The sequence below is a fragment of the Gynuella sp. genome (genome assembly GCF_050297175.1).
Classification (GTDB): Bacteria; Pseudomonadota; Gammaproteobacteria; order Pseudomonadales; family Natronospirillaceae; genus Gynuella.
Map to the genome: position 1 here is coordinate 33,914 of NZ_JBNKSF010000016.1, position 14,790 is coordinate 48,703.

Here is a 14,790-nt window from a genome sequence, read left to right on the forward strand (position 1 = left end):
CAAACGCCCTTTCTCCTGTTCCTTTATTCGCCCTTATCACACAGCGCACAAATGCTTAGCAGGGATAACGACACAAACTGCACTCGTGCTCAACAACCTGAAATCCAAGCCCTTGATATAACAAAGTCGCATGATAATTAGCGTCCGCAACAATGACCTGTTGCGCGGCAAACTGACTCACCCATTCAGCCATATGAAACAGCAGATTTCTGGCCAGACCGCGGTTCCGATATTCCGGCATCACCCAGACATTCTGATAACGGGCCAGGCCATTCAAATGATATACCCCGGCATAGGCCAGTAATCGTGAGCCGGCAAAAACCCCGAACTGACAGCCATACTGCCGTTGTTGCAACAATTGATACTCATAAAGGCGTTGTTGCAAATATGATTGATGATCGCCACCAGACTCCTGCTCCAGCAATGACTTCATTTGTTCGTCATACCACTGCAGCCAGTCTCCAGGCTCAGTGAAAGCTCTGATCACAAACTCCGAATCCATAGCGAGTGGACGCTGCAGGGCTTCTATACCTGCACTGAGCACATGATTCTGTTCATATAGAAAACCATCCTGTTGAAACAGCTGAATCAGACCTTCATCCATATCATCATTTGCGACCCAGATAAACGTCTGATGTCTGACCTCTGGCAGTCCGGAAAAACACTCGCAGAACAATGCCTGCCACTGCAACATGCTTTTCGACACCAGCGAAACCTTCAAGGCCAATGTATTGCCAAAATAAAAATAAGGATTCGCTGGTGTCCGGGTTATCAAATACTCATCAGTCTCCTGCTGCTCGCAACGCAAATGGTGCACCACATAATCACTGCGCACACCCAACCCAATCTGCCTGTTGGCCATTTCAGATACCGAGTTTGTCCCTGAGACCATAATAAACGGCACCAATTGCCGTATAAGGCGCACGGAACAAACGCCCTCCTGGGAATGAAAAGTGCTTCAGACTGGCAAAGGCATCAAATCGTTCTGCCTGACCTTTTATTGCTTCGGCAATCAGTTTGCCGGCCAAATGTGTGGTCGTGACACCATGGCCACTGTAGCCCTGGGCGTAATAGATATTGTTACCAATACGACCAAACTGCGGCAATCGGCTGAGGGTCAACAGAAAATCCCCGCCCCAGGTATACTCGATTTTAACACCGCGTAACTGCGGGAAGGTGGTTTCCAGTTTTTTACGGATAAAACGCTCGATGGAGGCTGGATCACCACCACCATAGGTAACCCCGCCGCCGTACAACAGCCGGAAATCTTCAGTAATACGATAGTAATCCAGCTTATAATTACAGTCTTCGATACAATAAAGTTCAGGAATCAGACTGCGGGCGCGCTCTTCTCCCAACACTTCGGTAGCGACCACCTGGGTACCGCAGGGCATGGTTTTCGCCGCCAGTTCCGGAATCAGATTACCCAGATATGCGTTACCGGCGATCATCACATATTGACTGCGCACCAACCCGCCATCGGCCGTTTTCACGACCACTTTATTGCCTCGCTCAACAGCCACCACTCTGGAATCTTCATAGATCTGACCACCTAGTTCCTCCAGTGCGGCCGCCTCGCCGAGGGCCAGATTCAAGGGATGGATATGGCCGCCGCTCATATCGAGCAGACCACCGCAGTAAACATCCGTCTTCACCACATCACGAATGTCCGCCTGTTCCAACAAGGTCAGTTGTTCATGGCCATAACGCTCCCACAGTTTTTTCTGTGCTTTCAGCTCATGCATCTGGCGCGCATTAAACGCTGCAAACACACCTCCCTGACGATAAGCGCAGTCGATATCATACTGCTGGATACGCTGGCGGATAATTTCTGCACCCTCGAAAGCCATATTGCCAAGCACCCCTGCCAACTCACTGCCATAGGCACGTTCAATCACATCGATGTCGCGGCTGTAACTGTTGACCAGTTGTCCTCCATTGCGACCACTGGCGCCAAAACCGATTCTGGCGGCTTCGAGCAGCACGACGTTATAACCCGCCTCAGCCAAATGCAGAGCACTGGATAAACCGGTAAAACCACCTCCGATGACACAGACATCGGTATCCACCGGTCCTGCCAGACACGGGCGATCCGGGCTATCGTGAGCAGAGGCTGCATAGTAAGAACGAGTATGGGGAGTTCGGCTCATTAACGCGATTCCTGTTATCCAATTATGATGAAGAGCCTAGCGGAAGCCATGCAAAATGAGAATAACCGCGACCAAGACAAATACCACAATACTTGCCTGCCGGTAGAAATCCGATATACCGTATGAGGATATAAGCAGCTTTGCAGAATAGGGTATGAGTAGTTCAATCCGTTGCAGTAGCTCTTCGCCCGAATATTTCTGACTGACACAAATGATTTTGACGAGCCGGCAATCCGCCCGCTCAATCCAAACATGGCCGTTTTGCCTTTGCAGACATCAACCCTACTAACCAGATAGAACTGAATACTATGACTGAGCTACACGACCTGAACTACTGGCAGACCAAGGCCAAAGGCCTGAGTTTCGAAAACCGCGCATTTATTGATGGCGAATACACCGCGGCTGCATCCGGTGCAACATTTGAATGCATCAGCCCGATCGATGGCAAACTACTGACCAACGTCACAGCCTGCGATGCCGCCGACGTGTTGCGCGCAGTGACCGCGGCCAGAACAGCATTCAACAGCGGAGCCTGGTCACAGATGGCACCTTCTACGAGAAAAAAGGTTCTGCTAACGTTTGCCAGCCTGATTGATACTCATCGCGAAGAGCTTGCTCTGCTGGAAACTCTGGACATGGGCAAACCTATTGCCGACGCCCTTGAAGTGGACGTCTCCGCCACGGTGAGAGCCATCAGCTGGAGCGCCGAAGCCATCGACAAACTATATGACGAGATTGCTCCCACAGCGGCGGACGAGCTGGGTCTGGTGACCCGTGATCCTGTTGGTGTGGTCGCCGCCATCGTACCCTGGAACTTTCCCATGATCATGGCCAGCTGGAAAATCGGCCCGGCCCTGGCAATGGGGAACTCCGTTATTCTCAAACCTTCAGAAAAGTCTTCGTTAACAGCCATTCGGCTTGCCGGATTGGCCCGGGAGGCAGGCATTCCCGCCGGGGTATTCAATGTCCTGCCAGGTTTTGGACATACTGTCGGCAAGGCACTGGCGGTCCATATGGATGTCGATACCCTGGTATTCACCGGTTCCACTAATGTTGCCAAGCAGCTACTGGTCGATGCCGGGCAATCGAATATGAAACGGGTCTGGACCGAAGCCGGTGGCAAATCCCCCAACATCGTGTTCGCTGATGCTCCGGATTTGGATGAGGCCGCAGAAGCCGCAGCGGCGGCGATCTGTTTTAATATGGGTGAGATGTGCACAGCTGGATCACGTCTGCTGGTCGAAGAGTCTATTGCCGAAGACTTCATAGCCCGGGTTCGCCAAGCCTTTCAAAACTGGCGTCCTGGACACCCCCTTGACCCTGCCACCAATATCGGCGCGATCGTTGATGAAGTGCAGTTAAACAGGGTGTTAAGTTACATCGACAAAGGTCAGGCAGAAGGTGCACGTCTAAGCCTGGGCGGCCAGCGCAGCCAAATTGTGTCCGGTGGGTTTTATGTTGAGCCGACCCTGTTTGATAAGGTCGACAATCAGATGACCATTGCCCAGGAAGAAATCTTCGGACCAGTACTGAGTGTTGTCACCTTTCACGATGAAGCCGAAGCTGTGCAATTGGCCAATGATTCCATTTACGGCCTTGCAGCAGCCCTCTGGACCAGCAACCTGAGTCGTGCCCATCGAGTGGCCCGGGCTTTGCGGGCGGGTTCCATCTGGATCAATCAATATGACGGCGGAGACATGACTGCCCCATTTGGTGGTTATAAGCAGTCTGGCAACGGCCGAGACAAATCACTGCATGCTTTCGACAAGTACTGCGAAATCAAAGCCACCTGGATAAAACTGGCACCCTGAACAAAAATCAGGGGTAATCCACAAATTATTTGACCTCGGACATAGCCACCAAATGCAGGGATGCCTATGGTGGCTATTATTTACCTGATGAATGGTCATATCTATGTCAAACAGTGCTTCCACCACACATATTTCTGCGCATACTTCTGTGGTGCAAAAGCTACTTGATCATGACGTACTGCCGACCCCCCAACGACGGATCATTGCCGAAACCCTGTTTGCCAAGCCTCAGCATTGCACAGCCGAACAACTGCATGACCAGATCAAAGCCAGTGGTTACAAGGTTTCCAAAGCAACGATTTACAATACCCTCGGGTTGTTTGCGCAAAAAGGTCTGGTCCGAATGATTTATGCGGACACTGCCACGACGTTCTACGATTCCAACACCTCAGCCCATCATCACTTCTTCAATACCGACAACGGCGAGATTTCCGATATTCACGAAAACCTGATTCACAGCTATTTGCAGGATTGCCTGCCAGCCGGTACCCGGCTGGATTCAGTCGATCTGGTCGTGCGTATTCGCAACAAGTTCTGACACGCTGTTTTTATCCACCAATCATTTATCTGAATTGATCTGAATCACACCACTTGGGTTTAGAATAAGTCTAAATATAACCACACTCAAAAAGTGGTTATAACAGGATGGTCGGTTACTATTTTTGAGTGTGAACATCTTCCAGACACATATTCACATTTTTGAAAACTTGATGTTTTCGTAGCGGGAAAGTGTGAAACCAATACAACAAACACATGTAAGGAATAACACCATGAAATTGAAAGTAACCGCTAGCCTATCGCTCATGATGGCGTTCAGCTTTTCAGGTCACCTGATCGCCGCCACCCGCTCAGAACCCATAGAGCCAATTAAACCGGTTCAGTCCATCAATCTGGGAATGGTGGAACTTGGTAAGAAACTGTATTTTGATCCACGCCTGTCCAAATCCGGCTTTATCTCCTGCAACTCCTGCCACAACCTGAGCATGGGAGGAACTGACAACTTGACCTCTTCAATTGGTCATAATTGGCAACAGGGACCGATCAACGCCCCCACGGTCTTAAACTCAAGTATGAATGTGGCACAATTCTGGGATGGTCGCGCAGCTGATCTTCAGGCCCAGGCGGGCGGCCCCATTGCCAATCCAGGGGAAATGGCCTCAAGCCATACACTGGCGGTGGACGTATTACAGTCCATTCCTGAGTACGTTATGGAATTCGAGCAGGTGTTTGACAGCGACAAAATCACTATCGATGAAGTCACCCAAACCATTGCGGAATTCGAAAAAACCCTCGTCACGCCCAACTCACGGTTCGACAAATGGCTGCTCGGCGATAACAATGCCATCAGTGAACAAGAACTGGCTGGTTATAACCTGTTTAAAAACAGTGGTTGTACTGCGTGCCACAATGGTGCTGCGGTAGGTGGTAGTTCTTTTCAGAAAATGGGATTGGTTGCACCGTATCAGACCAGTAATACGGCAGAAGGTCTCAGTGCGGTAACGGGAAAAGACGCTGACCGCATGAAGTTTAAGGTACCAACTTTACGTAACGTCGCACTCACTTATCCCTACTTTCACGATGGTGCTGCTGGAACGCTCAGCGAGGCTGTTGAAATCATGGGGCAGATTCAGCTGGGCAAAACATTCTCAGATACAGAAAATACTCAGATCGTTGCGTTTCTGAAAACACTGACAGGTGAACAACCTTCTTTCCCATTGCCGATTTTACCACCTTCAAACGAGAATACCCCCAAGCCCATTCCTTTTAACTGATCATTTATCGACCGGCGGGAAAGGCCGGTCGCTCGGCACTTACATCCTCCCTAAATGCCACGATGACACAGGTATTTCATTAGCATCAAAATCATTTAGGGGCCTCTGAAAAAGGGCAACCATTTTGACCGCTCGCAAAGTCGTAGTTTACGGGCGTAAATAAGGATTAAAAAGAGTGCAACCTTCAGATGGGGCTAACAATGTCCTGCACGAAAATAGATCATTTTCAGAGGATGTTTAAATTAATTCTCATTAATCATTGGCAGAAAAAAACATTCCGTCAGTAGCAGAGCGTTTCAACGCCTCATCAATTAGTCTTATTCAGTTTTTTGAAAAGGCGTTTTTTTTCGTCTTGAATATTCAACCAGACACATCGAAAACTATATTTTTGATCGTAACAAATTATCGAAAACACTATAAAAACAGCTATTTTACTCATTATTAAACCAAACTTAATTTTCTGTAATGATGATAATTTACAGCCAAAATACACCTGAATATTTTTTATTCATGCAATACTCGTTTACACAAACATTTGAACCATATCACTTCTACTGTCTTTAGAATCATTCCAATCAATTACAGAATAATGCCAAGCGTAATTATCGTCTCCGTCGGAATTTTTTTACGCTGCATGACTCCTGACTAACACACCCCCTGAAATAGGAATTCAAAAAACAAAGGTAAAAGCACACCTATAGGGTGGTGTCATGGGGAATATTTGCCTGAACTCAACACTGACAACCAACAGATAGGATAACAACATGCCCTTTAAATTTCCCAATAAACACTCTGCAGTACTGATCAGTCTGCTGTCTTTGGGAGTGGTGAGCCAAGCGGCCACAAATGAACCTATTCAACCAATCAAGGCACCGGCCCAGATCAACACAGGTCAGGCTGAACTGGGGAAAAAGCTGTACTTCGATCCCCGGCTATCGAAGTCTGGATATATTTCCTGCAACTCCTGTCATAATCTGAGCATGGGGGGAACGGACAATATCACCTCCTCTATCGGTGATCACTGGCAGCAGGGGCCAATTAATGCTCCAACAGTATTAAATGCCAGTATGAATCTGGCTCAGTTCTGGGATGGCCGGGCAGAAGATCTGAAGGATCAGGCCGGTGGCCCAATTGCCAACCCCAAGGAAATGGCTTCCAACCATACACTGGCAATTGAGGTGCTAAAGTCAATCCCGCAATATGTGGTAGAGTTCAAACAGGTGTTCAATTCTGATCAGATCACTATCGATCAGGTCACCACGGCCATCGCTGAATTCGAAAAAACCCTGGTCACACCTGGTTCCCGCTTTGACCAATGGCTGGAAGGCGATAAAACAGCACTGAACGACACTGAACTGTCCGGCTATGAGTTATTCAAAAGCAGTGGTTGTACCGCCTGTCACAATGGCCCGGCAGTGGGTGGGACCATGTATCAGAAAGTCGGCGTGATCAAACCTTATCAGACCAACAATCCAGCACTCGGTCGCTTTGATGTGACTGGCAACGAGGCGGATAAAAATGTCTTCAAGGTACCGACCTTACGCAATATCGAGCTGACGTACCCGTATTTTCATGATGGTGCTATCAAAACATTGAGTGAAGCAGTGAATACCATGGGCGAGATCCAGCTCGGTAAAACTTTCAATGCCACAGAAAATACACAGCTGGTTGCTTTTCTAAAAACACTGACCGGTGAGCAACCACAGATCACTCTGCCAATACTGCCACCATCCAACGACAATACTCCACAACCACAACCCTTCAAATAGTCTGTCATCCGGTCGCGCTTGCGGCCGGTCTTTTACCCTGACCCTGGACTGCCAGCACAAAGAACCTGGCCGACGGTTGCAAAACGAGATACCTTCTCGCGCAAACTGTACGGACATTCATCATGATCACCCAGCTCAATCACCTGACCCTTGCTGTTTCAGAACTCGATCGCGCCTTTCGGTTTTACACCATCGAACTGGGCCTGACACCACATGTCAGATGGCAAAACGGTGCATATCTCAGTGCAGGTGAATTGTGGCTCTGTCTGTCCGTCGATCCGGATACCCAAGCCGTTCAGGACTACACCCACATCGCTTTCAGCGTTCCGGAAGCAACCTTTGCGCAAATGCAGGCCCGGCTGATCAATGCGGGTGTCACGGTCTGGAAGCAGAATCGCAGTGAAGGTGAATCGTTCTACTTCCTGGATCCTGATGGCCATAAACTGGAGCTACACCTGGGGTCTTTGGACAGCCGGCTGGCAGCTCTCAGGAAACAACCCTATCCGGATTTAGAGTGGTTTTAGCAGCAGCAGAGCCCCGGGGCTTCTGCGACAACCATTGTGCCAACAACGAGGTGGCAACCATGACGGCCATGATCAGATACTGTGGCCAACTGAAGTGCTCGTGCACCAACCAGGCTCCGATGATGACGCCGCCAATCGGATTGGCAATGCTGGCAAACGCAAACTGAACGATGGAGACCCGCTGTAAAACCCAGATAAAGAGCGCATAAGCCAAAGCCGTATTGATGACCACCAACCAAATGCCCGACAACACCCGAGACATGTTGATATCCAGTGCGGTGGCGTAAGCCTGAGGATTCGACAGCCACTGCCAGGCAGCAAACGGTAGCAACATGATCCCGCCCAGAATCAATTGCCAGACCACCATCGTCCACCAATTCACCTGACTCATGACCTGCTGAGCAAATACCGACCCCGCCACCATAACCACCATGGCCAATACCATAGCGATAATACCAAGCCACTGAACGTGCTGGTTGCCCGGTGAAAACAGCGTCCAGGTTGCCAGCACCAGTAGCACACAGGCGAGCACCTGGTAGACATTGGGTATCGAGCCTTTATACAGAAAGCTAAACAACAGGGCGACGACCGGCGTACCCGCCATACCGACTGCGGCAAAAGTGGCCGGCAGATTCTGCGCAACCAGAAAAATCAGCCAAAAAAACAAGGCGATATTGATCGCCGAATGAATCAACAACAAGCGCCACTGTCCAGCTTTCGGCCACACAGGTTTAATCAGTAGCAGTAGCAGTCCGGCTGGCAGAGATCGTAATACCGCCAACGCCAGTGGCGGCCAATCCATAAACCCGAGGTGCGTGGCTGAAGCAGTTGTTCCCCACAGAAATGGAACTATCATTGCAATAAGAATATTCATATGAAGTATCTCGATATCAAAATATTTTAAAAACTATACCCAGGTAATGTCATTGAGTAAAGTATCTTAATATTGAGATATCAGAAAAAGGTTAAATAATGAGCACACAGGTATCCGATTCAGTCGATAAAATCAGAAAGCAATGGTCCACGGAGCGGCCGGAACTCGAATTATTGCCAATGGAGTTGATTGGTCGCATGTCACGTATCTATAAGCGAGGCATGAGGCTGCTTGAAGAATGTCACCTGGAATTTGATCTCAAACCTGGTGAATTTGATGTATTGGCTACTCTGCGACGTTCGGGAGCACCACATACGCTGACCCCTTCAGAGTTGTTTCAATCAATGATGCTCAGTTCCGGCGCTATGACCAATCGTCTGGATAAACTGGAACAGAAAGGTCTGATCAGCCGCAGTCACAGTCACGAAGACCGCCGAAGTGTCACCGTAACCCTGACAGACAAAGGACTGGCTTTGATTAATCAGGCGGTAACAGCTCACCTGCAGACTCAAGCACTCCTACTGTCAGAACTAACCCAGGATCAGCAGCAGCAATTAAACCAATTGCTTAAGAACTGGCTTATCAGTCTCGAGCAAAGCCCATAACCGGGTATCGCTAATCCGACTGAGCGCGATGATAAAACACCGCTACTTCATCGATGCTCAGGGGTTTGGCAATACCAAATCCCTGTAGGTAATGACAGCCCAGTTCGACCGCCACCTTGTATTCTTCCGGACGCTCAATACCTTCCGCCACCACCTTCATATTAAGACGCGACGCCATTTCAATGATTCCGGCAGTCAGGGCCTGATTACGTTCATTCCGATCGATACCATCCAGCAGCTTGCGATCCAGCTTGAGAATGTTCAGCGGCAAATCCAACAAATGTGTAATTGATGAATAACCACTACCAAAATCATCCAGAGCAATTTGAATATTATGCTGTTGCAGCAGATGAATCTGATCACGGCAGATATCAGCATTTTCGACGATCTGACGCTCTGTCAGCTCCAGGCAAATCTTGTCCTTGGGCAATGCAAACTCATCCAGCCACTCCAAAAACAGTCTGCAGAAATAACGACTGCTCAATTGCGAGGCACAAACATTGATAGCGATCTTATCGATTTTGTTCTGAAGAGAGATCAAGGCATTATAAAATTCAGCGGAATCTTTAACCGCCTGACGGGTGATTTCATTTATGGCCGGGGTAAACTCCGCCACCGGGATAAATTCATCCGGACTGATCCAGCCAAGTTTTGGGGAATACCAGCGCATCAATACCTCCACCAAAATCCGGTCAGTCTGCGTGGTATCGATCACCGGCTGAAACCTGGATGTCAGTTCACCGCGTGTCAAAGCCCGCCCCATTTCAACCTCTATTTTCTGGGTTCTTGCAAACTGCGCCGCCAACTGCTCAGTATAGAAACAGACAGGATTACCCAAATCTCCTTTGGCTTCATACATCGCACTGTCAGCCTGCTTAATCAACAGATCCAGACTGTCGGCCTCGGGAAAGAATGCAACACCGATAGCTGGCCTGATTACAATTTGATGGGTATCTATCTCGAACACATGATCAAACTGACCCTGAATGCGTCTAACCAGAGGATAAATTTCCTGTTTGCTTTCGAGCACATCGGTAATTACCACGAACTCGTCGCCACCCAGTCTGGCCAGAAAATCATTTTCGCGCACAACTTCCGTCAAACGACTAGAAATCTGTTGCAACAGCTTGTCACCGATCAAGTGACCATAGGCATCGTTGACTTTTTTAAAGCCGTTGAGATCAAAATATAACAATGCCACCTGTCCAGCCGCCCTCATTGCCCGGTGCAGAATACGATTGGCGGCATCGTGAAAATAAGTCCGGTTTGGCAGCCTGGTCAAAGGATCATACTTGGCCTGTGTTTCCAATTGAATATTTCGATAAGCTGCATCGTCCAGCGCCTTCTTGAGCTGTTGTTCAATGTATTTTCGTTCCTGCGCATAGCGCAGGCTGCGGGCCAGAATCTCCGGAGTAACGTGGTTCTTACTAAGATAATCCTGAGCCCCGTTCTGCAGTGCATCAATGGCAGAGCTCAGGTCATCCTGGCCGGTGAGGATCACAATAGGCAGATTAGGATAATGAGCTCCCAGTTGCATAATGTTATCGATACCGGACTGATCAGGTAGATTCATATCCAGAATCAATGCCTGAAAGGTTCCATCAGCCAGGGCATCCATTACCTTAGAGAAACAGTCCACGCAGACAATGGAGTATTGGGAATCAAAAGCCTGTCTCAGCATTTCAGTAACCAGTTCCGCATCTGCCGGATTGTCTTCGGCCATCAGAAAGATATCACTCAGGCCTTCACACTGCCTCAAATACGTAGTTCTCTGCTGCCCACTTGCACTCATTTGCCACGTCCTCATTCCAATCTATTCAAATGACAGGTAAAAGTAACAGCCAGTCCACCAAGGTCAGAACGGGAAAACTGTAACCAGCCATTATTCAACCGGGCAATACGTTCACAATATGCCAAACCCATACCGATGCCCGGATAATCCTCATGTCGCTGCATTCGCTTAAATGGCACAGTCAGTTTTTCCCACTGATTGTCGGCAACTTCCAACCCATTACTTTCTGTAGTAACGGATAACTCAGTACCATTCATGCGACAACCAATTCTGACAACAGGCATATGGTCATCTTTTTGGGGCTGATATTGAAACGCATTTTTCAGTACTTCAGACAATGCGAGAAACCAATGTTCACGAACACCGAAAATGTCCGGTGCCGATTCTGGCAGTTCAATTCTGGCCGTCTGAAAAAAAGTACCCCGAAGTGTTACCAGAATCTCATCAATCAGTTGCTGTAGTGAAAACGTGGTAGGCGCTTGTACTTGGGTCACCAGCCGGGAATATTTTTTCAAAGACTCTACCATCTGCTGCCCATGTAGCCCGGCTTCCTGAATCAACTGCAGCCAGTAGAGCTCTTTTTCTGTCAGTCGATCTGCCAACGATTGGGTCAACAGGTTCGAAAACTGCACAACGGTCCGCAATGGTGCCCCCATATCATGAGATATGCCGTATACCAGTTTTTGCAGGTCATCATCGCGCCTGTCATTACCCTGTGAATTCATCGCACTTACTCCGTATTACCCGGGAGTATTTCCACAGCCGGGGTTCACAACATTCAGTTTTTGGTTGGCAATTTAACGACCGACAACCAAAAATCTTCCACAGATTGAATCACCGTCAAAAACTTTGCAAAATCAACCGGTTTTGTTACATAGCTGTTCACTCGCTCATCATAACTCCGGGTAACGTCCTCATCCGCTTCTGATGAAGTAAGGATAATAACCGGAATATTATGGCTTATTTCAGAGGCACGAATTTTCTGTAATATTTCTATTCCATCGACTTTTGGTAAGTTGATGTCCAGCAGAACAATATCGGGCAAATTATCCGGTTGCAGTTGATCAAAGAAATCCCAGGCAATCTGCCCATCCGTGATAACCCTGATCTCATTGGTCACTTTGGCTTGACGAAACCCTTCCCTGACCAATTCAATGTCACCGGGATTATCTTCGATGAGCAAAATATTAATGGGTTTCATGTAGCACCTCCGCAGGGTTTATGTTTTTTTATTTCCACCAGTCGGCCATTCCAGAATAAAACAGCTACCCTTTCCGGCTTTGGACTCTATCGACAAAGAAGCCCCATGTTGATCAGCAATTTTTTTACAGATCGCCAAACCAATGCCGGTTCCGGGAAACTCAGCTTTGGAGTTCAAACGCTGAAAAATCTCGAACACCTTTTCCTGGTATTTTTTATCAATACCAATACCATTATCCTGGATCCTGATTTGCAGATTCTCCGCCTGCATGACTGCAGAAACATGAACGGCAGGCACTTCACTGACGTTAAACTTAATGCCGTTGCTAACCAGGTTCAGTATTAGCTGAAAGATCTGAGAGGGCACTGCGGCGATAACCGGCAAATTATCTTCCCAGGTGAATTCCGCCTGACGCTCTGACAATACTTCCTGAAGCGTGTTTTTAACCTGATAACATGTTTTTGTCAGATCAACCTGTTTGTGGCCATCCGTATTCTGGTCCAATCGGCAGAAGTTAAGAATATCAGTGATCATTTCCCTGGCTCTCATGGCACCATCAGTAATGTAATTCAGGTATTCCTGCGACTTTTCATCCAGCGAACCTTCCAGCCGGCGTTCAAGAAACTGAGAAAAGCTCAATACCATTCTGACCGGTTCCTGCAAATCGTGAGAACAAACAAAGGCAAACCGCTCCAATTGCTGATTGGATTGTGACAACCGCTCTATGGCCATATCCATCTTGATATTTTTTTCTTTTAATTCTTCCATCATCTGACGTCGCTCACTGACATCCACTACCGAGGTTAAGGTGTAATGGTGCTGATCCAACTCAATGGGAGCCAAGCCAATTTCCACCGGTACGCTGCTGCCATCCTTACGCAACCCAACCAATTCACTACTGGTTTTGGCCATCTGACGCATTTTGTTCTCACGCCGGAAGGCCTTTCTCAGCCCCACATGTGCACCACGAATATGCTCCGGAACCAGTTGTTCCACTGTCAGCCCAATAAATTCGTCAGGAGAATAACCAAACAACTTACAGACATGATCGTTCGCTTCGACGATAGTGCCTGACTCATCAATGAGCATAACTCCGGTTGGCATCAGTTGACTGATGGAACCATAGCGAAACTCAGATTTACTCAATTTCTGATTCAGTACCACCATTTCCTCTTCATCACTTTTTTTACGGAAATAAAGGCGCCGGAAACTGATCAGCATCCACAATACAGGAATCACAAACATCAACGTTCTGAGGATATAAAGAATCACAAAATCAGCAACACTGCCGCGACTACCAATAAAAAAAACAGTAGGGGGTATCATCAGTGCTGGAACAAGTGTGATCAGGATAACAACGGAACATTCATCTCGATGTTTTTGAAAATATTGCCTGGCCAAGTAGAAACAGACTGCATAAAAGAGCCCCACCACAATAGCCATTGGCATCGTTGCCAGCTGATATTGGCGATAGTTTGAAAACACCGCTGCTACTACCAGCGGTAAGATTATGCTGCAAGCCAACGTGACCATAAGCATGGACTGACTAACGTGAAGACGGGTGTCCGTTTGCGTTAATAATAGATAACCCAATAACAATACCAGTGACTGTACGCATGCGGATAACAACCGGCCATTCACCCAAGTACTGCCGCTCAGTAACCAGTCCACTTTTATATCGACGTACACATCCATAACCAACGACGCCAAGAGTGATACAAATAAAATGGCCACCAACGTTTCTTTGGTTATGTCCACATAGACCCAAAAGGCCAACAGACAAACAATCGCTACAAACGAAGTACCCCAAACAGTTCTGGCATGGACAACCGAGTAGGCTGATATATCCTCCATGAGGACAGTGCCCGTCCCCTGAATAAATGGAATGAACAGAGATAAAACGATACCAACGGATAACAGTACATAGGCGACAGGAAAACTACTTTTCCATAGAGGTATTTTATTCATTGAATTGCTGGTTATACGCATATAGTTTCTGGCTCTCTGAAAAGTGAACAGTTTCAGGAATACAAAACAGCCAGGACTCAAACCTCTCGTCATCCTGACATAACGACAGGAGCACCATTTCCCAACACTGAGTTTTTGTAAAAAATTAACTCTCCATCCTGAACCTGATCGTCAGATAAACCATTCTTACGACGATCTGAGCATAAGCGATATACCGATACAACATCTGATATAAGGCTACCAACTCAAAATAGCGCAGATCATTTCAGAGTGCCAATCCAGTATTTTTGAACAGTTCTTTTTGGACACATATTTATTTGATCG

Annotated in this window: 13 protein-coding genes; 6 read left to right on the plus strand and 7 right to left on the minus strand. The window is 47.8% G+C overall.

The genetic code is table 11. The annotated features are described in order from the left end of the window. Window positions 1-55: 55 nt before the first annotated feature. Both ACQY6I_RS06145 and ACQY6I_RS06150 read right to left on the minus strand, forming a co-directional pair. On the minus strand, window positions 56-862 hold the full coding sequence (locus ACQY6I_RS06145; RefSeq protein WP_428240591.1) for a GNAT family N-acetyltransferase: 807 nt from the start codon (window positions 860-862) through the stop codon (window positions 56-58). 1 nt (window position 863) lies between these two features. Then, window positions 864-2,150, minus strand: coding sequence for an NAD(P)/FAD-dependent oxidoreductase (locus ACQY6I_RS06150; RefSeq protein WP_428240592.1), 1,287 nt, complete (start codon window positions 2,148-2,150; stop codon window positions 864-866). Window positions 2,151-2,458: 308 nt separating this feature from the next. Here ACQY6I_RS06150 and ACQY6I_RS06155 point away from each other — a divergent pair, with 308 nt between their 5' ends. The 5 genes from ACQY6I_RS06155 (at window position 2,459) to fos (ending at window position 8,026) form a co-directional block, all read left to right on the plus strand. Next, entirely contained in the window at window positions 2,459-3,961 is a 1,503-nt protein-coding gene (locus ACQY6I_RS06155; RefSeq protein ID WP_428240593.1) for an aldehyde dehydrogenase, read from the plus strand. Window positions 3,962-4,064: 103 nt separating this feature from the next. Continuing rightward, window positions 4,065-4,499 carry a Fur family transcriptional regulator gene (locus tag ACQY6I_RS06160; protein WP_428240594.1) on the plus strand — a complete coding sequence of 145 codons (435 nt, stop codon included), beginning with the start codon at window positions 4,065-4,067 and terminating at the stop codon, window positions 4,497-4,499. A 232-nt stretch (window positions 4,500-4,731) separates the two neighbouring features. Further along, window positions 4,732-5,733 (plus strand): cytochrome-c peroxidase, encoded by a 1,002-nt coding sequence (locus ACQY6I_RS06165; RefSeq protein ID WP_428240595.1) that lies wholly within the window; start codon window positions 4,732-4,734, stop codon window positions 5,731-5,733. Window positions 5,734-6,497: 764 nt separating this feature from the next. Next, entirely contained in the window at window positions 6,498-7,502 is a 1,005-nt protein-coding gene (locus ACQY6I_RS06170; RefSeq protein ID WP_428240596.1) for a cytochrome-c peroxidase, read from the plus strand. A 122-nt stretch (window positions 7,503-7,624) separates the two neighbouring features. Further along, window positions 7,625-8,026, plus strand: coding sequence for a fosfomycin resistance glutathione transferase (gene fos / locus ACQY6I_RS06175; protein ID WP_428240597.1), 402 nt, complete (start codon window positions 7,625-7,627; stop codon window positions 8,024-8,026). Here fos and ACQY6I_RS06180 read toward each other — a convergent pair. Then, entirely contained in the window at window positions 7,989-8,900 is a 912-nt protein-coding gene (locus tag ACQY6I_RS06180; RefSeq protein ID WP_428240598.1) for a DMT family transporter, read from the minus strand. The two genes, fos and ACQY6I_RS06180, sit on opposite strands and share 38 nt — an antisense overlap. A 98-nt stretch (window positions 8,901-8,998) precedes the next feature. Here ACQY6I_RS06180 and ACQY6I_RS06185 point away from each other — a divergent pair, with 98 nt between their 5' ends. Then, on the plus strand, window positions 8,999-9,505 hold the full coding sequence (locus ACQY6I_RS06185) for a MarR family winged helix-turn-helix transcriptional regulator (RefSeq protein ID WP_428240599.1): 507 nt from the start codon (window positions 8,999-9,001) through the stop codon (window positions 9,503-9,505). A 10-nt stretch (window positions 9,506-9,515) separates the two neighbouring features. Here ACQY6I_RS06185 and ACQY6I_RS06190 read toward each other — a convergent pair whose 3' ends face one another. From ACQY6I_RS06190 to ACQY6I_RS06205, 4 genes are read right to left on the minus strand one after another with little or no spacing between them, the layout of a single operon-like run. Then, window positions 9,516-11,297 (minus strand): EAL domain-containing protein, encoded by a 1,782-nt coding sequence (locus ACQY6I_RS06190; RefSeq protein WP_428240600.1) that lies wholly within the window; start codon window positions 11,295-11,297, stop codon window positions 9,516-9,518. Between the two features lie 11 nt (window positions 11,298-11,308). Continuing rightward, window positions 11,309-12,022 (minus strand): sensor histidine kinase, encoded by a 714-nt coding sequence (locus ACQY6I_RS06195; protein ID WP_428240601.1) that lies wholly within the window; start codon window positions 12,020-12,022, stop codon window positions 11,309-11,311. A gap of 53 nt (window positions 12,023-12,075) precedes the next feature. After that, window positions 12,076-12,498, minus strand: coding sequence for a response regulator (locus ACQY6I_RS06200; protein ID WP_428240602.1), 423 nt, complete (start codon window positions 12,496-12,498; stop codon window positions 12,076-12,078). Between the two features lie 18 nt (window positions 12,499-12,516). Then, entirely contained in the window at window positions 12,517-14,466 is a 1,950-nt protein-coding gene (locus tag ACQY6I_RS06205) for a sensor histidine kinase (protein ID WP_428240603.1), read from the minus strand. Window positions 14,467-14,790 lie beyond the last annotated feature (324 nt).